This window comes from Achromobacter semiaridum, assembly GCF_053543755.1.
This window is the reverse complement of record NZ_JBLVOL010000085.1, coordinates 8193-29597: the sequence shown is the minus strand read 5'-3', so window position 1 is coordinate 29597 and position 21405 is coordinate 8193. Positions and strand designations below refer to the sequence as shown.

Here is a 21405-nt window from a genome sequence, read left to right as displayed (position 1 = left end):
CCCCCCCCGACGACAGCATGGCGCCCGACATCGCCTGCAACAGCAGGTCCTGACCGGGGCGCGTGGCATAGGGGCCGTCTTCGCCGAAGCCCGACATCGATACATAGATCAGGCGCGGGTTCAGCGCCGACAGGGTCTCGTAGTCCACACCCAGACGGCCGGCGACACCCGGACGGTAGTTCTGGATAAACACATCGGCCTGCGCCGCGAGCTTCTGAATGATCTCTTTGCCGCCGGCACTCTTCAGGTCGATCGCAAGCGAGCGCTTGTTGCGGTTCAGCGAGAGAAAGGACACGTTGATCTTGTTGCCCGTGATGCCGCCGGCCGGCGCGTGCCGTTGCCATTCGCCGGTGGGCGGCTCGATCTTGATCACGTCGGCGCCCAGGTCGCCCAGGCGCTGCGCCGCGAAAGGCCCCGCCATGGCGATGGAGCAGTCCAGAACCTTGTAGCCAGAAAGAATACTCATGCTTCTACCCTTTGCGTGCGCCGATGCGCCTCAATGCATGACCCAGCCGCCGTCAACCGCCAGCGTCTGTCCGGAAATGAAACCCGCCTCGTCCGAGGCAAGGAAAATAATGGCCGCGGCGATGTCGCCCGCGTGGCCGCGGCGCTTCACCGACTGGCGTTCGAGCACCATGCGGTTGTAGCCCTCGGGATCAGGGTGGATCTTCTCGGCGTCGGTGGGAAACGCGCCCGGCGAGATGGCGTTGACCGTGATGCCCCACTTGCCGAACTCGCGGGCGAATGCGCGCGTGGCGCCCACCATCGCGCCCTTGGATTGCACGTAGGGCAGCAGGTTTTCCCAGCCGCCGGACAGCGTGATCGACGAGATGTTGATGACGCGGCCCCATTGCTGCTGGCGCATGCCCGGCAGCGCCGCGCGGATGATCTGAATCGCCGCCTCCACGTTCACGCGGTGCACGCGCGCCAGCTCTGCGTCGCTGTATTCCTCGAAGGGGCGCGACGGGTAGATCGCCGCGTTGTTGATGACCACATCGATCGGGCCCTGGGCGGTCAGCTGCTCAAGCTGCGATTGCAGCGCGCCCGCGTCCGCGAGATCGGCCTGCACGATGTGAAGGTGGTCGGAAAGCCGCGCCGGCACGGTGCTGCGCAAGCGATCGATATGCCCGGCGTGGTTGTCCAGCGCGATCACGCGGGCGCCCGCTTCCAGCAGCGCAAGCGTAGTGTCCACACCGAAGCCGCCCGCCGCGCCCGTGACCAACACGCGACGGCCTTGCAAAGAGAAGCGCGCGCTCATGTGCGCCCCGCGATGGGCGCGAAGCGCCCCGACAACGGCGGATAATCGGCCTCGGGCTGCACCGCGATCGCGCGGATGCGTGCTTCGCATGCCGCGATATCGGCGGGCGAGCCGAACACGCTGAACGTGGTGTCGTAGCGGCGCTCTTGCCCATGCTCAAGCCAGATGAGCTCGCTGCGCTCACGCGCCGCGCCCTGGCCCAGCACATGGTTGGTCGACGGCTCGATGCCCATCGCATACTGGCCCGATTGCAGGTTCTGCCATTGATACTGGCAAGGAAATTGATGCTTGAAGGTGCTGACCTGCATGCCCAGGCCCAGCTTGTCGTTCACCAGGGCCACCGGGACGCTACCGTCGGCGGAGGCGGCCATCTCGTGCTGCCACACCTGCTCATGAAAGCCCAGTTGCGGCGCCGGCATGCGGCGGTAGCCCACGCCCTGCTTGCGGTAGGTTTGCTCGTGCGCGGCCCACACCACATCGCGGATCGGCGCCAGATAGCGCGAGTCGGCGTCCAGCACCGGATAGCCCAGGTTGATGTGATAGCAAAGCATGTGCGGCGTGCGGTAGAAGCCGCGGTTCACCACGCGATCCGACAGTTGGATGTCGTTGGTGCCCACCTCGATCTCGATACGGCGGTGCAGCTCCAGGTGCTCGCCGAACACGGTGCCCTGGCTCACGACGCCCTCTGCCCACAGCACGCAGCGATCGCCGTCCCAGCGTTCGCCGTAGCCGGTCAGGCGCGCCGGAATGGTGCCCACGCGGCCATGGATGGATTGCTTGGCGGTCTTGCGCGGGCCATACACATAGTTGTCGGCCGGTGCGTCGTACATGAATAGAATGTGGTCCAGTCCGCACGTGATCATGAGGCCCGAGAACGAGCGCATCCAGCCCAATCCGCCTTCGCCTTCATAGTCATGCAGGCCGGGATGGCGGTAGCCCGACGGCGACTGCCATCCCATGGCGAAGCCGCGGTATTCGCAATCGGCGATGTCCATCGCGCGATCCACCAGCACCGTAAAACGCAGGCCCGTGCCGCTGCGGAACTCCAGCATGCGGATACCGCGCTCCAACCCGTCGTCCAGCGTCATCAGGCGTACGCCGGCAAACTGCGCAAGCTGCCCGGTGCGCGCCTCCACGTCGCGGCGCGTCATCCAGGTTCCGTAAATGTCAGGCATGAGTTCTCCCTGGCAAAGGCGCGGGTGCGCGGTTGCCGGTGTCGGTGTTCAGAATCGTGTTCGCGGCGCGCCACGGGCCTAATGGAATGGTGCCTCGCGGTGCGCCGCTGTTGCGCCAGGCGGCCTACAGGCCGTTCGCGCGCAGCCGCTCGTCCAGGAAGCGCTTGGCGCGCGGCACGTCGTCTTCGGTCAAGTGCTCGATGATGATGGGAATGTTGGGATGCTTCTTCGCCAGGCGCTGAAGGTAAAGGTCGTAATTGAGCGCGCCCAGGCCCGGTGCCGGCAGCTCGATCTCGCCCACGCCACGGAAGGTATGGCTTTCGGCCGCGCCGTCGTCACCGATGTCGCTGTGCTTTTCCGACTTGTCATCGCCCGAACGCTTCACGTCCTTGGCATGCGCGATGCAGATTTTGTCGGAAAGCGCGTCGAACACCTGATTGAGCGTGCGGTCCATCTGGTCGATGTTGTGCGCTTCGAAGTAGTTCGTCGGATCCATCAAGAGGCCAAGGCCAGGGTGATCCACCTCGGCGAACATGCGCAGCGTTTCCTCGACGGATCCCACCACGTTGTTCACGTAGGTCTCAAGCAAAAACACCGCGCCATGGTCATAGGCATGTTGCGACAGCTCGGCGATCACCGCGCGGCACTGGTCCCAGCCTTCCTCGGTCTTGTTCCTGGGGTGATGCACCCAGTCGCTGTCGGTGGCGAACGTGCCGGTTTCCGAGATCACGTAAGGCGAACCCAGCTGGCGCGCGTGCGTAAGGATCTCTTTCAGATAGCCGTTACGGCGTTGGCGCTCGGCGGGATCGGGATGAACGATATTGGTGTAGGCCGAGATGCAGGACACCGGCAGGTTGTAGTGGCGGAAGGTGTCGCGGATCTGCGTGCATTTCTGCGCGGTCAGCTGCCCCGGGCCGAGCTCCATGTCCTTGAAATGCAGGTCCAGCTGCACGGTGTTGAAGCCATGCGAGCGGATCACCTTGGCGGTGCGCTCCAGCTCATAGGGAAAGTAACCCGAGAAGATTCCGGTCTGGATCATGATGCTTGTCTCCGTCTGTTTTTTCTGTCTGGTTATTCAACAGCCGGCAGCCGTACTGTGCGGCCTTCGGCGATGGACGTATACGCGGCCTCGACCAGCGCCATCGTGCGTACGTTGTCGGTGACGCTCAACGCAGGCTCGGTGCCGCTGGCCAGCGCGTACTGCAACTGCTCCATCACGCCGATGAAGGCATGCGGAAACCACATCGTGTCCCACGTGGGAGTGACCCATCGCCCGTCGGTATGGCCCTGGGCCGCGCGCGAGGCGTAGCTCAGGGTCGACGGCTCGCCGGTGGGCCAGCCGATGGTGCCGCGCGCGCCGCCCTCGGTGCCTTCCACGCGCCAGCGGATGTGCTGGTCGTCGGGGTATCCCTCGGCTCGCGGGCCGGCCCACACATCTTCAAGCGACAGCGCAAGCAGGCCGTTGTCAAAGCGTAGCGTCGTGCTGACCAGCCCATCCTGATGCGCGAACTCGGTGCGCGGATCGGGGCGGGTGATGCTGGTGATCTCGGTGGGCTCGCCAAACAGATAACGCAGGGCATCGAGGTGATGCACGCTCATGTTCGAGAGCGTCAGCCGCTCATAGCCGCGCAAGAAATCCTGCCAGTGCGGGATGGCGTGCATGTCGATCTGCGCGAACACCGGGGTGCCCAGCACGCCCTGGTCAAGCAGTTGTTTGAGCGTGCGCATCGATTGGTCGTAGCGCATGTTCTGGTTGACCGACAGGATCTTGCCGGCGGCCCGCGCCTCGTCGCGCAAGGCGCGCGCTTCGTCCAGCGAAAGGGCAAGCGGCTTTTGCGCCAGCACGCCGCGCACGTGCGGGGCGCGCAAGGCGGCGCGAATCAGCGCGGGCTGCTGGTCGGGCGGATACGCGATGTCCACGATCTCGATCTGTGGGTCGGCGATCAGGGACAGCGGATTCTCATGCACTAGCGGGATGCCGTAGCGTTCGGCGACCGCGGCCGCTTTGCCGCGGGTACGCGATGCAATCGCCGCCACCGTGAAGCCGGCCTGCTGGTAGGCCGCCAGATGGCACTCGGCCATGATCATGCCGGCGCCGATGCAGCCGATGCGAAAGCGCCGTTCCCGAATGGGCGGGTCGGGCACCAGGGTAGGGTGCGACATGTGCTCCTCCTGCCGGCTTGGTATGCACTGTCGACTGCCTGGCATCCTGCCGTGCGGTGTTTGATGTTATTGAGCCGCGATAATCACATCAAAACAATCAGGGGTAAAGGTGGATGGCGCTTATAGGGCAGCAACATTACCTTTTTGATCCAGAATGATTGCAAATGATGGGTTATGATCGCCCCGCTACCATCGTCCTGATGGTGTCTTGAGAGCCTTCTCCCGCATGCGCCCCACCATTTCCCTCATTGCCCGTGAAGCCGGCATGTCCACCGCCACCGTGGACCGGGTGCTGAACGACCGCGACGGCGTGCGCGGCAAGACCCGCGACCGCGTGCTGGCAATCGCCAATCGCCTCGGCTACTTCGTCCAGGGCGCCGATGCCGCCAGCCAGGATGTGCGGGTCGATTTCGTTCTGCCCGCCGGCACCAACAGCTTCATGACCGCGTTGGGTCGGCACCTGCTGGAAGAAGCCGCCACCCGCCCCGATGTGCGGGCCCGCCTGCATCTGATCGAGGGATTCGACGCCAATAAGCTTGCGCAAAAGCTCTACGAGCTGCGCGAGCAGACGCAGGCCGTGGGCCTGGTCGGGCTGGACCACCCACAAGTGCGCGACGCCATCATGGCGCTGCGCGACAGCGGCGTGCATGTGAGCACCCTGGTGTCGGACATTCCGATCTCGGCGCGCCTGGGCTATGTGGGCATCGACAACCGCGCCGCGGGCCGCCTGGCCGCGCTGTTGCTGGGCCGGTTTCTGCCACAGCACACGGAGCGTAGGGTCGCGGTGTTCGTGGGGTCACTGGCGTATCGCGGCCACGAAGAACGCGAGATGGGCTTTCGCTCGCTGCTGAGCGAAGAGTTCCCGCACCTGCGCATCGCCCACATTCTGGAAATCGGTGACGACCGCGACCGCGCCTTTGCCGTCACGCAGGACCTGCTGCGCAAAGAGCCGCCGCACGCGATTTACAACATCGGCGCCGGCAATCAAGGCATCGCGCGGGCACTGAAAGAGGCGCGGCCGGCTAAGGCGCGGCCGGCTGAGGCGCGGCCGGCCGAGGGTTGGGCAAGCGAGGCCCGTTCGAGTCAGGCAGCCTCCGCCCAGCGCATTGTCTTCGTGGGCCACGACCTCACGGAAGCCACGCGCCGCCTGTTGCTGGATCGCACCATGGACGCCGTGATCGACCAGAACCCGCGCGTCGAGGCGCGCGAGATCGTCAAGCTGCTGGTGGCGGCCGTGAAGGGCGCGCCCGAACCCAGCTACCTGCCGCGGCTTCAGGTCATCTTTCGGGAAAATATTCCAGAGCCGTGATGGCTGCGCAGCGGCGCGCAAGGCAGGGGCCGGGGCCGGGGCCGGGGCCGGCGATTTTCCTTCAATGATCTTCGACACCAGACGAACGCCGGTCTACAGAAACCCTATCCATCTGCCCGCTACCAGGCAGCCCGTCCATAGCAGCAGCGAGACGGCGGCCTGGCAGCGCAGCGCGCCGGACGGGCGGCCGCCTTGTAAGACCTTTCCCCATGCCGCGCTCCGGCGCACCAGCCAGGCGTTGATCGCCCCCGCGCCCAACAGGCCCATCTTCACCACGAATGCCGGGTTTTCCAGGTATTCCTGCGCCCGCACGGTGAACAGCGTGGCGCCGGTCAGCACGGCCAGCGCAAGGCCGAACGCGGCGGTGCGCGCCAGCACAGGCGCCAGAAGCGCCAAGGAAGTGGGCTTGAGGACGCCCAGCAGCCGCAGGTCCAGCGGAATGATAGAACCGATCAGCACGCCAATAGCCCCGATATGGGCGGCGTTGACCAGTAGATAAAGCGTTCCTGACCGTCGCAGCCACAGCGCCGGGGGCAAGGCCGAAAGCTGTTCCAGCGCCAGCCGAAGCAGTTCAGGCATGGCTGAAAGCCGTGGCGTTCAAGGCTTCTTGATGCGGCTGGGATAGATGTCGTAAGTCTTGCCGCCCACCATGATCTGGACGGCCTTCATGCGCTTGTTGCCGGCGTCCTGGTCGCGGTTGCCGATGGCGGTGATGGCGTCGCCGGGTTTGGCGGAATTCTCGACGAATCCTGCCTCCTTCGTCTGGGTGGGATTGCCCAGTTCGACCACCCAGATACCGTCATCGGCCCGCACCTTCAACGTGGGATGGGGCGGCGCGACCTGCACCTGCTCGACCGTGCCTTGCAAGGTCATCTGTTCGGATTCCGCCCATGACCAGCCGTGATGCGCCATGGCCGCGGGGGCCACCGCCCACAGCGCGGATAGCGCCAGCCCTGCCAATAACGCGCGCTTCGATAGCTTCATGTCGATGCTCCTGGGTTGCGGTTGGGCCGTCGCCATGGCCCGGCAATGCGGGGTGGCGGCCGGTGAGCCAAGCATAACTCTAGAACCGGTAAGCCATCTTCAGCGATCCCGAATGGCTGTTGCCCCGGGACGCGAACTCGCCATCGTATTGCAGCCTGAAGTCCAGCTTGGTGGCGTGCGTGACCTGGAAGCCCGCGCCGATGCGCCCGACCACATTGTCGGTGGGCATCGTGGTGGTGAAGCTGCCCGCGCTGTCAGGGGCGCCGGCGAGCCTGGACTTGGTCTTCCAGCCATCCTCCGACAGCAGGGACACGCCTGCGTAGGCAAACGGCCGCAACACGGCGCCCTGCGGTAGCTCGCTGCGTCCGCCAACTTCCAAAGTGGGGGCAAGGCCGAAGACCATCTGATCGCTCCCGGCAACCTTCAGATGCAGGGCGTCACCCGACTCTTCGTAGCCGGACATGCGCGAGTAGGTCGCGTCCAGATCCACATAGGGTTTCACGTATACGTTGCCGTCGGTAAAGGTCCTGGCCACGCGTATGCGCGCGCCGAAGCTGTACACGTCGGGCTTGGCCGTGGCTTGCGACTTGAAGTTGGGAATCGCCAGATTGCGGTTCAGGTCATACGACCCATAGCCTGCGCCCAGCGCGCCCGAAATGGTCCAAGGCCCGGCTTCGCGCTTGAGCACCAGGCCGGCATACCCCGTGTCGCCGGAACCGGTGACGCGTCGATCGTCGCCACGAAGATGCGAGTTCTGGTAGGCGAACGAGCCGCCCAGATACCAGTCCGGCGCAATCCGCCGCTGGCCGCCCAGCTGGTACGTGACGCTGTCCAGCGAGAATCCCGACGAGCCGTTGCCGCCGTCCTGGTTGGTATTGCGCCCGGTGACCTGCCCCCAGACGCAATCCTGCTCCTTGGTCATCGGGCCGTCTCCCACGAACGTCGGGCAGGACATCATCGCGCCGGTAAAGCGCGCCATGCCCAACTGCATCTGCGCGGCGGGCGCCAGCGCAACGCCGGGCGACAGGTCCGACAGGCGATTCTGGTACGAGCCGGCGCCTTGGCGCGAGGCCGCGTCCAGCACCGCGTACAGCTTGGCAAGTTCGGCGGACCCGCCTTGATCCCAATCACGTTGCAGATGGCTGGCCAGACCCGTCGCGTTGCGCTTTAACTGCATCGAATCCGCGTTGAAGTTCGCGCCGACAGAGCGCACGTGGGTCGTGCCGCCATCCTGGCGCGCTTCGTAGTCAACCACCGGGGAATCCGATGCGGTCAGGGCGCCGCTCTGCACGCCATTGACGTTCAGTACGGCCAGTTCCCGATTCGGCAACAGCGCAAGCGGCGCCACGAGCAATTTGCCGTCCAGGGTGGCGGGCCCGTTGATGGTCACAAAGTCGGATGCCATCTTGTCGAAGTCGGCCCCCACCTTGAGGGTGCCCTGCGCGGACTGCGTGTAAGTGGTGTTGAAGCTCGTGGCGATGAAACGGGTCCGGTCGTAACCCCAGTAAGTGCCTTCGCGTCCGCCCAGCGCAACCAGGCCGTTGTTTTGCAGCGATGTCCCGACGTATTGCGCGCCGGACGAGAAGGTGCCGGTATTCGTCATCCCGCCGCCGTTCTGGTAGACGTTGCCCATCAACAGGCCGGCGTTGTTGATATTGATCAGGCCGGTGGTGGCCCAGACCGCGGTGGCGCCGACCACCGAGCCCGTGCCGGCGATGTTCATCATGCTGTCGGCCGCGCTGTCCGTCCATATGGCGGTTGCTTCCTGCGAGGCGGAGCCGCCGGTAACGCTGCCGTCAATGGTGAGGGTCACGCCGTTTCCATTGGCGTTCTGCGCGAAGATGCCGATGCCGTTGACCGCCGTTGACGAGACGCTTGCATTGGCGCCGACCGTGACGTTGACGGTGGCGTTGCTGAGCATTCCCGAAGTGCCCGATCCTGCATAGACGGTATTCCCATCCGCCGCCAGCTTCAGGCCACCGGCCCCGCTGACACTTTGCGCCAGGATCCCGATGGCGCCGGCGCCCGTCACGGCGATGATGCCGTTGTTGGTCACCGAGACGTTGCCGCCTTGCCCGTTGCCCGGGGATATGGAACCGGCTTGGCTTGCATCCACAGTGAGGGTGGGCGCGGTGCCCGGCAGACCGACCAAACCACCGCCTCCACCCACTGATTGGGCGACCAGGCCATGCGATCCGGTCCCGAAAGTCTTGATCCAGCTTTGTGCGCCAAGACTTGCAGTCACCGTGCCGCCGTCAGCCTGCGCGCCGGGCTCGGGTGCGCTACCGAAAATGCTGGTGTTGATGCCGGCGGTCGCTTGTTGATTTTGCGAGTTGATGACGATCCCGCCGCCGCCGCCCACGCTTTGCGCCAGCACCCCAAACGCGTTGTTGCCCTGCGTCGTGATGCGCAGGGCGCCGTTGTCTTGCAGCGTCACGGCGCCGCCGTTGCCTTCGCTTGTATTCTGGGCTTGGCCGGTCGTCAGTTTGATGGCCGGTATGGGATCGTCGGCCACGGCAACCCGCACACTGGTACCCGCACCCGCGAAGCCGCCGCCACCGCCCACCGATTGCAGCACCGTGCCGAACGCCGCTTCGCCTTGCGTGCCGATGCTCGTGATGTTGGCCGGGGCGCCCGCAGCGGTGGAAAGGGTGACGGCCCCGCCATTGCCCGCGCCACCGCCCGAACCGCCGTAGCCGACCCCGACGGCGAGGGTGCCGAAAAAGCCGTCCGAGCCGTCCGCGGCATGGCCGCCGCCACCGCCCACGCTCTGCGCGTAGATGCCGGCCGCGCCATAGCCGCTGGTGGCAATCGATCCGCCATTGAGCGCCGTCGTCACACTGCCGCCGGTTGAGCCCTTGCCACCATCGCCGCCCACGCTGAAGTTGGAGTTCACGTCGACTTTCGTCGGATCCACCCAGCCCGAGCCCGTTGCAAGCGCGCCGCCCCCTTTACCACCGCCGCCGCCGATGCTCTGGGCAAATATCCCCGCAGACCAATCGCCCGCGGTGGTGATCGTGCCCGTGGGATCCAGATTCACCGTGACCGTGCCACCGGTATTGCCTGCGCCGCCCGCGCCGCCAATCGATACATCGTGATTAAGGTTGAGCTGATAGTTGGGCGGCTTCTCTTTCAAGAGCTTCTGGTACGCATCCTGAAGCACGTCCTTGGCATCGACGCGCCCATCAAGAATGGACACGATGGGATTGTCCGCGGAACCATCCGACCCCGCCGATCCCCCTTGGCCGCCACCACCGCCGATGGACTGCGCCTGCACGCCCGCGGCGTCACCGCCGTAGGTGGCGATGTTGCCGCCGACCGTCACCCCAACGGCGCCTCCCGCGCCGCCGGCCCCGCCCGTCTTGCCCACTTTGACGTCGAACGACGGTGATACGTGCAGGGCCAGGCCAACGAAGTTATAGGAACCGCCTTGTGACGCACCTCCGCCGCCGCCAATGCTCTGCGCCAGTACGCCCATGGCGCCGGATCCCGCCGTCTGGATCTGCCCCGTGGGCAAGACCTCCACCTGGACCAGGCCCCCATTGCCGCCGCCGGCGCCGGAACCGCCCAAGCCGATGCTGGCCGTCAGGACGGACCCGGTGCCGAAATCTTGCGTGTTTGCACTGCCGAAGCCGGCGTTGCCGCCCCCGCCCCCGATCGATTGCGCGGTGATGCCGTTGGCATAATCGCCGTAGGTTGCGATTGAGCTGCTTGCGGTGCCGGCCGGATCGGCCGTGAACGTCGCTTGCCCGCCCGATACGTTGACCAGGCCCCCCAGGGCGCTCCACACCGAATTGCCGTTGCCGCCAGCGCCGCCGTCCGCACCCACGGCCACGGCCACATTCAAGGATAAAGAGAACGCGCCTTCGGGCACCGTACCGCCGTAATCCAGCGCAGCGGCCAGCGACGACGAGTCGCCGCCCGCGCCGCCGCCGCCGCCGATGCTCTGGATCAACACACCGTGCGAGCCCTGGCCCCTGGTTTCGATCTGTGCGCCTTGCGCTGCGGCAAAGGTCACGTAGTTGCCATCACCGGCGATACCGCCAGTGCCGCCGACCGCCACCGAAACAGGAATCGAAACCTGTGTGCCGGCTTCAGTCACCGGGATCCCGATTGCCGCCGCCTTCGCCGTGGCATTACCGCCCAGGCCGCCGCCGCCACCTATGCTCTGGATGACGGCGCCAAACGAATCGATGGGCTGCGCGTTCGCCGTCAGGCACGGGTCGGCGCAGGTGCCGTTGACCAGCCGCGAGGTCTGGCCCGTCTTGATGCTGCCGCCCACCATCTGCGAACTGACGACGCCGCTGTCGCCGCCGGTGCCGCCTTGTCCGCCCACCGCCACGGCTACCGTGGCCAGCGGGCCGACGCTATAAGCGAACGCCTGCCCGCCCGTGCCGCCGCCACCACCGATGGACTGGCCGATCAGGCCTGCCGCCTTGGTTCCCTGGGTGACGATATTGGAATTGTTCAGGTTCAGCACGACGGACCCGCCCGTGCCGCCGTCGCCGCCCGATGCGCCAACGGCAACCGAATGGAAAATGCCAAAACTGCTGGCATTGCCCCCGTTGCCGCCGCCACCGCCGATGGATTGGGCGACCAAGCCATGTGCGTTGTCGCCGCTGGTGCCGAGTGTCAGGTTGGTGGGCGTGCCGATCACTGTGCCGCCCGAGCCGCCTTTGCCGCCGGTGCCGCCAACGCTGATCAGCCCCTGCGTAGCACCGCCCGCGCCGCCGCCGCCGCCGATGGATTGCGCCAGGACACCTATCGCGGACAGCCCCGTCGTGGTGATGGTTCCGGACGCATTGACGGTCACCGTGTTGGCATTGGACTCGAACGGATTGGTGGTGGCATCGCCACCCAGCGAAACACCCAGGCCGCCGGCGCTTCCCGCCGCGCCGCCGCTGCCGCCGATGGACTGTGCCAGGACGCCCATCGCCATGGTGCCGCTGGTGTTGATGGCGCCGGTGTTCGTCACGGTAATGACGCCCGCTGAACCGGCTGCGCCGCCCGTGCCGCCCTTGCTGTAGAAAATGCCGTAGTCCACCGACCCGGCGCCGCCCGCGCCCGCCAGCGACTGCGCCATGAGGCCGACCGAGTCCGTGCCGGCGGTCGTTATCGCGCCGGCGTTGGCCACGGTTATCGCGCCCGCCGAGCCACCGTTGCCACCGCTGCCGTCCACGCCGCTCAACTGGCCGTTGCCATTGCCGCCGTTGGCGCCGGCGCCGCTGGCGGTTTGCGCCAGGATGCCGGGCGCGCCTTGCCCCTGCGTCGATATGGCCGTGTTTGCATCCGTCGATATCGTCACCGAGCCCGTCGAGCCACCGTTACCGCCGTTGCCCCCCTGGACGTCAGTCCCTGTCGCGGACGCGGCGGTGCCGCCGTCATTGCCCAGGTTCTGCACAAGAATGCCGAAGGCGTTCGCGCCCCGCGTCGAGATCGATGTGCCGGTAAGGGTCACGTTCATCGAACCCGTGGAGCCGCCGGCGCCGCCATCGCCGCCTGAACCGCCGCCGATCGTTCCGGTAAGCGTGCCGCCGTCAGCGCCTTGGCCGCCCTGCAATACCGCGTAGATGCCATGGGAGTCGTCCCCTGCGGTGGTGATGGTAATGGGCAGGGCCTTGCTGCCCGCCAACTTGACCGTCAGGCTGCCGACATTGCCACCGCTGCCGCCATTGCCCGCGTTGCTGCTGCCAAACCCCAACGCGTCGCCGCCGTAGTACCCGCCCGCGCCGCCCGCACCGCCCACTTGCGACGTCTGAATGCCCGAGGCATGGTCGCCTGTGGTGGACAGGGCGATGGCGGTGCCGGCCGTGGTCACCCATACCCCCGCGTCCCCGGCCTGACCCCCCAGGCCGCCATTACGATCGTGATAACTGCCGCTGTTGAAGTTGCCGCCGCCGGCGCCGCCGCGCGCTGAAACCAGCAACGCCGGCAACTGGCTGCCCGTTGTTGAAACGCTGGCGTCGGTCACGTTGATCTGCAAGGGAACCTGCGAGCCGTTGATGCTGCCCGCGTTGCCGCCATTGCCGCCCAAGGTGTCGTCTTCGTCGGCCAGGCCATTGCCGCCGTTGCCCGCCAGGATGATGGCTGCCACGCCCGCCCCAGGGGCCGGCGGCGTGCCGCCCTGGGTGACGCTGACGTTGCCGCCGCTTAGCAGCGTGACCTTGGCGCTAAGGTCGCTGGCGGCACCGATGCCGGCCGCACCGCCATTACCCAGGCCCTTGTCGGTCGAATCGCCGCCATTGCCCGACGTGGATTGAGCCAGCACGCCATACAGCGCGGACGAGGCCGCCGAGTTGTTGGCCCAGACCCAGTTCAATGCCACATTGCCGGAATTGGTGACCGCGGCACTGCCGCCGCCGCCGCCCATGTTGGCGCCGCCGTCGTATTGGTCGGCGCCATTTCCGCCGCTGCTGGAGGCCAGGATGCCTGCGTACCGGCCCGTGCCCGCGAGGTTGACCTTGATGCTTCCCGTATTGACGATGGACGCCCCCGCCGACTGGCCGCCGGCCCCGCTGGGGTTATGGTCGTCCGTCGTGCCGCTACCGGCGCCGCCCTGGCTCAGCGCGCCCACGGCCGCGCCCCCCGCCACCGTGACGTTGGGCAGGTTGATGCTGACGTCGCCGTGATTGGTCACCGACAGGATCTCGGTCTGCGACCGGCCGGCTACGCCGCCATTACCGCCATAGTCGCCGTTGCTGCTGCTGGCGGCATTGCCGCCCTGCATCTGCGCGAAAAGCCCGTAGAGGTTGCCGTCGCTGACGATCGACCCGCCCGCGGACTGCAACGTCAGGTTGCCTGTGTTGATCACGGTCAGGCCCTGTGTGTCGGTACCGGTCAGCGTGCCGCCCGGATTGCCGTTGCCGCCTATCGACAAGACCTCCAGCGCGGCCTTGGTTGAAGCGCCGACCGTCACCGTGATGTCCGCGCTGGCACTTGCGTTCATGGGCGGAACGGGGTTGTAGTTGCCGGCTTGGAATATGACGGGTTGCCCGGAAGTGCCTGACGTGTTGCACGACAGCCCGCCGCTGCTACCGCCGCAGTTGTACGTCTGGGCGGACGCCGTGGCGCCCAGAAAGGCGCCGGCAATCGCGGCTGAAAGCGTGGTCACGCGAAGGTAAGCCCGGCGGTTGGTCATGCAGTCTTCCGGTTATCAAGAGAGCGTTAAGGTGGCTGGCGCAGCATAAAAAACTTGTGCAACACTGTATGTCCCTAGAACTAAGGACATGACGGAACCAGCCGATGAAGGCAGACTTCCCGCTCATGCTTGCAGCGGGGCTCATTCTAGAGACCCCGTGCGCGATGTTCGATATGAATCGAAGCCGTCCGATGATCACTTGATGCGAAAAAAAGACACTGAACAAAGGTCTGAACAGGCGGCGCAACCTCCCCACACGAACGCAGCGCCGCCGCGCGCGGGCAGCGCATCGGCAGCCGGCCAAAGTCCCATACGTGTAGCGACGGTCGAAGACGACGCGGTTTGTTCTCAGGCCTTGGCGCACGCCGTCCAGACCGCGCAGGGATTAAGCATGGTGTGGATGGCCGCCAACCGGCGCGAAGCCTTGTCCCTGCTACCACGCCAGCCGCTTGACGTGCTTCTGGTGGACCTGGGCTTGCCCGACGGCTCCGGCCTGGATGTGATTGCCGCGGCGCGGCAAGCCTGGCCCGATTGCGCGGTGATGGTAAGCACCATTTTTGGCGATGAGACGCACGTCCTGCGCGCCATCGAAGCGGGCGCGATGGGCTATGTGCTGAAGGACCTGAGCGCGCAGGAACTGGTCGCCGAAATCCGCAGCCTGCATGCCGGAGGCAGCCCGATCAACCCCATGGTGGCCAGGAAGCTTCTATTGCGACACACCGCGCAAACGGCGCCCGTTGAAGCTGTCGCGGCCCCCGCATGCGCGCCCCTTGTATCGCCTTCGGCGCGCGAAGCCGAGACGCTGCGCCTGGTCTCGCGGGGCTACACGGTGGACGAAGTCGCCAGCGCTTTGGGCGTCTCACCGCACACCGTGCAGACCTTTGTGCGGCGTATCTATACCAAGCTGCAAGTGAATTCGCGGGCCGAAGCGGTGCGCGAGGGCGCGCGACACGGGTGGCTCAGTGAAGACTGAACTGCCAAGCGCGACGTGGCCCCGGCTGACGTGGCCTTGGGTGGCCATCGGCCATTGGGACGCGGTGCTCAAGTCGATGCTGGGGTTTTTTTTGCTGGCTGTTTGCGGATCGGCGCACGCCCAGTCGCCCGTGCTCCATCTCACCGAAGCGCAGATGTGGTCGTCATCAAGCACGGCGTGGATGCAGCCGGTGTCGATGGCTGAACTGGACGCCGGGGACAGCGCCATCAATGCCGCCGACGCCGACTGGCAGCCGGTACGCCTGCCGCATGCGCGGCCGCGAACGCCGTGGCCCCGAGCCGCGCCGGGATCGGCGGACCGTGCCGAGGTGCAGTGGTACCGGATTCATATTCCCGCCACGGCCTTCCCGACGCCGCAGTTGCGGCTATACGCCCCACGCTGGCAGGCAACCGGCACGCTGGCGGTATACGTGAACGGACAGCGCGCCTGGCAATCGCGCGGCGACCGCGCCTGGAACAATTTCAATCATCCTTTATGGGTGGATGTGGCTGGCCTGTTGCACCCGGACAAGGATGCATGGGTGTACGTGCGCGTGGCCAACCAGCCGAATACGGGCGGCGCGCTGTCCTCGATGTGGGTCGGACCGACCGCCGACTTGTTGCCGTCCTGGCGCTGGCGCACGTTTCTACAGACGGCGCTGCCGACCTATTGGCGTGGCTCTTTCCTGTTGCTGGGATTCTTTGCCTTGGGCATCGCCATCTGGCTGCGCACGAACCGCCGTCGCGATACCAGCCTGGCGCCGGCCGGCGGGGCGTGGCCGTTCGCGCTGTTCTTCTGCATGGCGGTCGCACAGGCGCTGGCAGCCTTGCTGTTCCTGGTGGACGACGCGGGCCTGGCCATGAGTTTCGCCTGGTTCTCGTGGATGACGTTGGTGGGCATGGTCACCGTACCCGTCTGCGGCTTTTATTTTCTTGGCATGGTGCAGCATCGTCCCCGCCCGCGCCTGGGCCGCGTCCTGCTGATGTACTGGGCCATCGTCGTCGTCGCGACGTTGCCCTATTGGTGGGCGGATCGTCCCGGGATTCTGGCCGTGCAACGCCTGGCAATTCTGCCGCCGGCCCTGGCGCAGATCTATGCAGCCATCGCCAACGCCTGGCATGAACGCAGCCGCGCCAATGTGCTGCTGGCCGCATGGGGGCCCGTGTCCTTGCTGATGGCCTGGCATGACCTGCGCATGCAGAGCTTCAAGATGGACATGGAAGGCATCTACCTGACGCCCTATGTGAATCTGGGCCTGCTCACCCTGTTCGTGTATGTCGCGTTCACGCGCTACACCCGCGCGCTGGCGGTGGCCGCGCGCGCCCGCGCGGTGCTGGCCGAGCAACTGGCCGCCCAAGAGCGCGAACTGGTCCAGGCGCACGAGCGCCTGCGCGTCGCCGAGCGCGAGCAGACACTATTGAACGAGCGCCAACGCCTGATGAGCGAGATGCATGACGGCGTGGGGTCTTCCCTGATGAGCGCGCTGCGCCAGGTGGAGCTGGGGCGCGCGCCGCTGGACATCGCTCAGGTTCTGCGCGAATGCATCGACGACCTGAAGATCGCCATCGATTCCCTGGAAATCACCGATGCCGACCTGTTGGCCTTGCTGGGGGCCTTGCGGTTTCGTATGGGCCCCCGGTTGACCGGGGCCGGAATCACGCTGCGTTGGCGGATGAGCGACCTGCCGCCGTTGCAGTGGCTCGACGCGCAAAGCGCCCTGCATGTGCTGCGTATCCTGCAAGAGGTGCTGACCAATATCGTCAAGCACAGCGACGCCACGGATATCACCGTCACCACCGCCGAAGCGACGACGGCCGCGGGTGGCACCGGCGACGCCGGGGATGTCGGCGTGTGGGTGTGCGTGCAGGACAACGGCCGACCCTTCATGCCGCCGCCGCCGGAGGTGCCATTGCCGGGGCGGCGCGGCGTGGCCAATATACGCAATCGCGTAGCGGTATTAGGGGCGCGTTGCGCTTGGCAGCCGCTATCGGGCGGCACGCTGTTCAAACTGTGGCTGCCTTTGTCCCAGAACTACGGTGAGGTTGCAAAGACGCGCGTGTCCAGCCGTTCGGTGCCAAGCGCGTGCTTGGAAAACCTGCGTTGATCGCCACGATGCCGGCTGCCTCTGCGCAGCCGGACCTTCCACCCTGACGCCGCCACCTCGAATCAATTCGCCGTGATGTTCGCGGCCTTGACGACCTTGCCCCAGCGGTCCAGTTCCGACTGCGTGTAAGCGCCCAGTTCCTTCGGCCCCATGAAGATGGCTTCGGCGCCTTGTTCGGCTGCCTTCTGGCGGAAGGCGTCCGTCTTCATGATCTTCTGGATTTCACCGGCGATCTTGTCCACGACCGGCGCGGGCGTGTCCTTGGGCGCGTACATGGCGAACCACGACGACACGATCAGGTCGGGGTAGCCCGCTTCGGCGGCGGTGGGCACGTTGGGCAGGGACGGCAGGCGGGTGCTGCCGGTGACGGCCAGTGCGCGCAGCTTGCCGGCGGCAATCTGGCCCAACAGCGGGGGGGGCGTGGTGATGGTCATGTCCACGGCGCCGCCCAGCAGGTCGTTCAGCGCGGGGCCGGTGCCCTTGTAGGGAATGTGCGTGATCTGCGTGCCAGCCATCTGGTTCAGGAGTTCGGTGGCCACCTGTTGCAGCGAGCCGTTGCCGGACGACGCGTAGTTCAGCTTGCCCGGGTTGGCTTTGGCGTACGACACCAGTTCCTTGAGCGAGTTGATGGGCAGGTCCGGGCGCACCACCACCACTTGCGGCGCGGACAGCACGTTGGCAACGGGGGCAAAGTCCTTGATGGGGTCCCAGCCGGCGGCGGGCGTTACGTGGGGCGTGATGACCTGGAAGCCGGAGTATTGCAGCAGCAGCGTATAGCCGTCGGGCTTGGCGCGGGCGACTGCCTGCGCGGCGATGCCGCCGGATGCGCCCGGCTTGTTCTCGACGACGACGCTTTGGCCCAGCGCCGCGCCCAGGGGCTGGGCGATCAGGCGGGCGGCAATGTCGGTGGTGCCGCCGGGCGCGGCGGACACGATCAGCGTGACAGGGCGGTTGGGAAAGTCCGCTTGTGCGCTGGCGGCGCTGGCGCCGACGGTGAGCGCGGCGACGATACCGGCGCGCAGGATGGTGGGCAGGCTGGGCAATGCCATGGGATGTCTCCTTGGTTTTTTATAGGTGTGGTCAAAACAAAAACGGATGAAACGGCTGCGCGGGGCAGGGGCCGCGCTGCATCGGTGCTTCACTGCGTCGGAACTTCACTGCGTCGGCGCTTCACTGCGTCGGAACTTCACTGCATCACTGCTACTGCGGAAATCTCTCGGCCAGCCACTCGGGCGCGGCATGCGTTGCCAAGCGTGGTCCCGCTTGCAGCAAGGCGTTGCTCAGATCGCGCTGCACCAGCGCCGGCAAGCCGCGCACGATGGCCAGCAATGGCTCCAGCGACACGCCGGTGTCCACGCCCATGCAGGCAAACATGTGCACCAGTTCTTCGGTGTTGACGTTGCCGCTGGCGCCGGGCGCGTACGGGCATCCGCCCAGGCCACCGGCCGCCGCGTCAAAGCGGGTGATGCCGGTCTGCCAGGCGGCCATCGCGTTGGCCAGCGCCATGCCGCGCGTGTTGTGCAGGTGCACCGTCAGCGCCACGCCCGGCAGGCGCGCGGACGCCTGTTCGCACAAGGCGGCCACTTGCGTTGGGAATGCCATGCCGGTGGTGTCGCACAGCGTGATGCCGGTGGCGCCAGCGTCAGCCAGCCGTGCAGCCAGGTCCAGCACCTGGTCCACGGCCACGTCCCCGTCGAAGGGGCAGCCGAAGGCGGTGGACAGTGACACGTTGCACGGCGTGCCGGTGTGGGCGGCGGCGGCCAGCACCTGCGACAGTTCCGCGTACGACTGCTCGCGCGTCATGCGCAGGTTGGCGCGGTTGTGTGTTTCGCTGCACGACATGACCAGGTTCATCTCGTCGGTGCCCGCTTCCAGCGCGCGTTCCAGCCCGCGGATGTTGGGCACCAGCGCGGTGTAAATCACGCCCGGGCGGCGGCGGATGCGGCGCATCACGTCCGTGGCGTCGGCCAGCGCGGGGATGGCCTTGGGCGAAGTGAAGCTGGTGACTTCGATGCGCGCAAAGCCGCAGTCGGACAAGGCGTCCACGAAGGCGACCTTGTCGTCGGTGGCGACCAGGGCTTTTTCAATTTGCAGGCCGTCGCGCGGGCCCACTTCGTTGATCTCGATCTTGGCGGGGCCGGCGTTCATGCAATCACTCCCTTGGCGCGCAGCGCGTCGCGTTGTTCGTTCGACAAGCCCGCCTGCGTCAGCACCGCATCGGTGTGTTCGCCCAGCGTGGGTGCGCGTTCGCGCACCGCGCCGGGGTTGGTGGACAGATACGGAAAGACGGCCGGCATTTCCACCTGCACGCCGGCGGCCGATTGCACGGTGGTGATGGCATTGCGGGCGCGGTAGTGCGGGTCGGCGGCAATATCCGCCACCGAATAGATGCGGCCCGCCGGCACGTCGGCTTCGCGCATGGCGGCCAACACGTCGTCGATCAGCCGGGTTTGCGTCCATGCCCCGATGGCGGCGTCGATTTCGGCAACGCGGCGGGCGCGGCCGTCGTTGTGCGCCAAGGCCGCGTCCTGGCCCAGGTCGTCGCGGCCGATGCGCGCCATCAGGCGGGTGTAGATGGCGTCGCCGTTGCCCGCGATCAACACGTAGCCATCCTGGCAAGGGTAGGCGTTGGACGGCGCGATGCCCGGCAGCGCGGCGCCGGCCGGCTCGCGTACGGCGCCGAACACGGAATATTCGGGCAACAGGCTTTCGCTAAGGTTGAACAGGCTTTCGTACAGCGCCGCGTCAATGACTTGCCCGACGCCGCCGCGCGCATCGCGCTGGTACAGCGCCATCATCACGCCCAGCGCGCCATGCAGGCCCGCGATGGTGTCGCCCAGCGACAAGCCGGCCCGCACCGGCGCGCGGCCCGGTTCGCCGTTCAGGTAGCGCAACCCGGCCATGGCTTCGCCGATGGCGGCAAAGCCCGGTTCGCGCGCCTTGGGGCCGGTCTGGCCGTAGCCCGAGATGCGCAGCATGATCAGGCGCGGGTTCAGCGCATGCAGGGCGTCCCACGACAAACCCCATTTTTCCAGGGTGCCGGGGCGGAAGTTCTCGATCAGCACGTCGGCCTGTTGCGCCAACAGGCGCACGATGTCCTGGCCTTCCTGTTGGCGCAGATCCACACACACCGACTGCTTGTTGCGCGACTGCGCTTCCCACCACACCGACGTGCCTTCGTGCAGCAAGCGCCATTTGCGCAGCGGGTCGCCCTGCCCGGGAGGTTCGATCTTGATGACCTGCGCGCCAAAATCCGCCAGGGTCTTGGCGGCGAACGGCCCGGCTATCAGTTGACCCAGCTCCAGCACGCGGATGCCAGCAAGAATCTGCCCAGCCATTTCGCCTCCTTGGCAACGCTTGATATTGATGATTGATAGGCGGCAGTGTGCCCGCGAAGCGACGCGGGGCGGAATGGACAATCGGGGAAAGGGGTATTCCCGGAACGAGAAACCCCGGGCAAACCCGCAGCGGTGGCAGCCTTAGTGGTCGCCGCGCAGATGCGCCAGCAACAGGCGGGCGCCCACGGTCAGCGTGTCGGCATCGCGCACGCCCAGCAGCAGCCAGCGGCGCGCCCATTCGTCGGTCAGGGCAATAAGCTTGAGCGGCATCGACCGCGCATGCGGCTCGGCCGCGATGCGCGGCAGGATGCCCACGCCACCGGTGGCCGTGACCATGCGGCAGATGGCGTCAAAGCTGCGTACCTGAATGCGCAAACGCATTGCCCGGCCCAGACGGCCGCTTTCCTCGGACAGGCGGGTGGCCAGCGACGTGGCGGGCGGCAAGCCCACGTAGTCGTAGGCCAAGGTGTCGGCAAACGCCACCTGCGCCTCGGAGGCCAAGGGATGGCGCTGCGGCACGATCAGCACCAGTTCATCCAGCCGATACGGAAAGGTCGTCAGCCCCTCGGCCGCCGTCCGGTCGGCGAACACGCCGATATCGGCGCGGTTCTCCAGCACGGCGGTCACGATGTCGCTGCTGTTCTGTTCTTCCAGGTCGATGCGCACGGCCGGGTGTCCGTCCATGAAGGCGGCCAGATCCTCGGGCAGAAACTGGGTCAGCGACGAGGTGTTGGCGGCAATGCGAACCTGCCCGCGCACCCCTTGGGCAAAGTCGGACAGCGCGCCCGTCATCTGCTCGACTTCCTGCAACACACGAAGCGCGTGCACCAGGCAGGCCTGGCCGGCGTCGGTCAGTTCCACCCCGGCCGCGTTGCGGTACAGCAGCGCGGTGCCCAGGGCAGCCTCCAGGTCAGAAATGCGTTTGCTGGCCGCCCCTACCGCCAGATGCGACTGGCGGGGGGC

15 protein-coding genes are annotated in these 21405 nt (G+C 66.5%); 3 read left to right on the top strand and 12 right to left on the bottom strand.

The genetic code is table 11. The annotated features are described in order from the left end of the window. The 5 genes from ACNPP0_RS21940 to ACNPP0_RS21920 all read right to left on the bottom strand — a co-directional run. A partial coding sequence (locus tag ACNPP0_RS21940) for a CoA transferase (protein WP_448706994.1) occupies window positions 1-466 on the bottom strand: 466 nt, incomplete at its 3' end. 30 nt (window positions 467-496) lie between these two features. Beyond that, window positions 497-1258, bottom strand: coding sequence for an SDR family NAD(P)-dependent oxidoreductase (locus ACNPP0_RS21935; RefSeq protein WP_448706993.1), 762 nt, complete (start codon window positions 1256-1258; stop codon window positions 497-499). After that, entirely contained in the window at window positions 1255-2433 is a 1179-nt protein-coding gene (locus ACNPP0_RS21930; RefSeq protein WP_448706992.1) for an aldose 1-epimerase family protein, read from the bottom strand. Before ACNPP0_RS21930 ends, ACNPP0_RS21935 begins: the two co-directional genes overlap by 4 nt. Window positions 2434-2557: 124 nt before the next feature. Beyond that, on the bottom strand, window positions 2558-3472 hold the full coding sequence (locus ACNPP0_RS21925; RefSeq protein ID WP_448706991.1) for a sugar phosphate isomerase/epimerase family protein: 915 nt from the start codon (window positions 3470-3472) through the stop codon (window positions 2558-2560). A 32-nt stretch (window positions 3473-3504) separates the two neighbouring features. Beyond that, on the bottom strand, window positions 3505-4596 hold the full coding sequence (locus tag ACNPP0_RS21920) for a Gfo/Idh/MocA family protein (protein ID WP_448706990.1): 1092 nt from the start codon (window positions 4594-4596) through the stop codon (window positions 3505-3507). 208 nt (window positions 4597-4804) lie between these two features. Here ACNPP0_RS21920 and ACNPP0_RS21915 point away from each other — a divergent pair, with 208 nt between their 5' ends. Beyond that, window positions 4805-5905 carry a LacI family DNA-binding transcriptional regulator gene (locus ACNPP0_RS21915; protein ID WP_448706989.1) on the top strand — a complete coding sequence of 367 codons (1101 nt, stop codon included), beginning with the start codon at window positions 4805-4807 and terminating at the stop codon, window positions 5903-5905. 93 nt (window positions 5906-5998) lie between these two features. Here the strand turns inward: ACNPP0_RS21915 and ACNPP0_RS21910 are convergent, their stop codons facing one another. The 3 genes from ACNPP0_RS21910 to ACNPP0_RS21900 form a co-directional block, all read right to left on the bottom strand. After that, window positions 5999-6484 carry a DUF6644 family protein gene (locus tag ACNPP0_RS21910; RefSeq protein WP_332611005.1) on the bottom strand — a complete coding sequence of 162 codons (486 nt, stop codon included), beginning with the start codon at window positions 6482-6484 and terminating at the stop codon, window positions 5999-6001. Between the two features lie 18 nt (window positions 6485-6502). After that, a complete protein-coding gene (locus ACNPP0_RS21905) occupies window positions 6503-6889 on the bottom strand; it encodes a DUF6152 family protein (protein ID WP_332611006.1) in 387 nt (128 codons plus the stop codon). A gap of 79 nt (window positions 6890-6968) precedes the next feature. Next, complete coding sequence (locus ACNPP0_RS21900; protein WP_448706988.1) at window positions 6969-14027, bottom strand: autotransporter outer membrane beta-barrel domain-containing protein; 7059 nt, start codon at window positions 14025-14027, stop codon at window positions 6969-6971. A gap of 310 nt (window positions 14028-14337) precedes the next feature. On the opposite strand from ACNPP0_RS21900, the gene ACNPP0_RS21895 reads away from it, so the two are divergent. Beyond that, on the top strand, window positions 14338-15000 hold the full coding sequence (locus ACNPP0_RS21895; protein ID WP_332611432.1) for a response regulator: 663 nt from the start codon (window positions 14338-14340) through the stop codon (window positions 14998-15000). After that, window positions 14990-17104, top strand: coding sequence for a sensor histidine kinase (locus ACNPP0_RS21890; protein WP_448706986.1), 2115 nt, complete (start codon window positions 14990-14992; stop codon window positions 17102-17104). The genes ACNPP0_RS21895 and ACNPP0_RS21890 overlap by 11 nt, the downstream gene beginning before the upstream one ends. 62 nt (window positions 17105-17166) lie before the next feature. Here ACNPP0_RS21890 and ACNPP0_RS21885 read toward each other — a convergent pair whose 3' ends face one another. The 4 genes from ACNPP0_RS21885 to ACNPP0_RS21870 all read right to left on the bottom strand — a co-directional run. Next, window positions 17167-18153, bottom strand: coding sequence for a Bug family tripartite tricarboxylate transporter substrate binding protein (locus ACNPP0_RS21885; RefSeq protein ID WP_448706985.1), 987 nt, complete (start codon window positions 18151-18153; stop codon window positions 17167-17169). A 151-nt stretch (window positions 18154-18304) separates the two neighbouring features. Then, on the bottom strand, window positions 18305-19252 hold the full coding sequence (locus ACNPP0_RS21880; RefSeq protein WP_448706984.1) for a hydroxymethylglutaryl-CoA lyase: 948 nt from the start codon (window positions 19250-19252) through the stop codon (window positions 18305-18307). Continuing rightward, window positions 19249-20442, bottom strand: coding sequence for a CaiB/BaiF CoA transferase family protein (locus ACNPP0_RS21875; protein WP_448706983.1), 1194 nt, complete (start codon window positions 20440-20442; stop codon window positions 19249-19251). The genes ACNPP0_RS21880 and ACNPP0_RS21875 overlap by 4 nt, the downstream gene beginning before the upstream one ends. A gap of 141 nt (window positions 20443-20583) precedes the next feature. Next, a partial coding sequence (locus ACNPP0_RS21870) for a LysR substrate-binding domain-containing protein (protein ID WP_448706982.1) occupies window positions 20584-21405 on the bottom strand: 822 nt, incomplete at its 5' end.

What these genes read in the sequence shown, in the direction of transcription:
- ACNPP0_RS21925 (WP_448706991.1), bottom strand. Translation starts at nt 3,472, where the DNA reads ATGATCCAGACCGGAATCTTCTCGGGTTACTTTCCCTATGAGCTGGAG.
- ACNPP0_RS21920 (WP_448706990.1), bottom strand. Translation starts at nt 4,596, where the DNA reads ATGTCGCACCCTACCCTGGTGCCCGACCCGCCCATTCGGGAACGGCGC.
- ACNPP0_RS21910 (WP_332611005.1), bottom strand. Translation starts at nt 6,484, where the DNA reads ATGCCTGAACTGCTTCGGCTGGCGCTGGAACAGCTTTCGGCCTTGCCC.
- ACNPP0_RS21885 (WP_448706985.1), bottom strand. Translation starts at nt 18,153, where the DNA reads ATGGCATTGCCCAGCCTGCCCACCATCCTGCGCGCCGGTATCGTCGCC.
- ACNPP0_RS21935 (WP_448706993.1), bottom strand. Translation starts at nt 1,258, where the DNA reads ATGAGCGCGCGCTTCTCTTTGCAAGGCCGTCGCGTGTTGGTCACGGGC.
- ACNPP0_RS21930 (WP_448706992.1), bottom strand. Translation starts at nt 2,433, where the DNA reads ATGCCTGACATTTACGGAACCTGGATGACGCGCCGCGACGTGGAGGCG.
- ACNPP0_RS21875 (WP_448706983.1), bottom strand. Translation starts at nt 20,442, where the DNA reads ATGGCTGGGCAGATTCTTGCTGGCATCCGCGTGCTGGAGCTGGGTCAA.
- ACNPP0_RS21880 (WP_448706984.1), bottom strand. Translation starts at nt 19,252, where the DNA reads ATGAACGCCGGCCCCGCCAAGATCGAGATCAACGAAGTGGGCCCGCGC.
- ACNPP0_RS21905 (WP_332611006.1), bottom strand. Translation starts at nt 6,889, where the DNA reads ATGAAGCTATCGAAGCGCGCGTTATTGGCAGGGCTGGCGCTATCCGCG.
- ACNPP0_RS21900 (WP_448706988.1), bottom strand. Translation starts at nt 14,027, where the DNA reads ATGACCAACCGCCGGGCTTACCTTCGCGTGACCACGCTTTCAGCCGCG.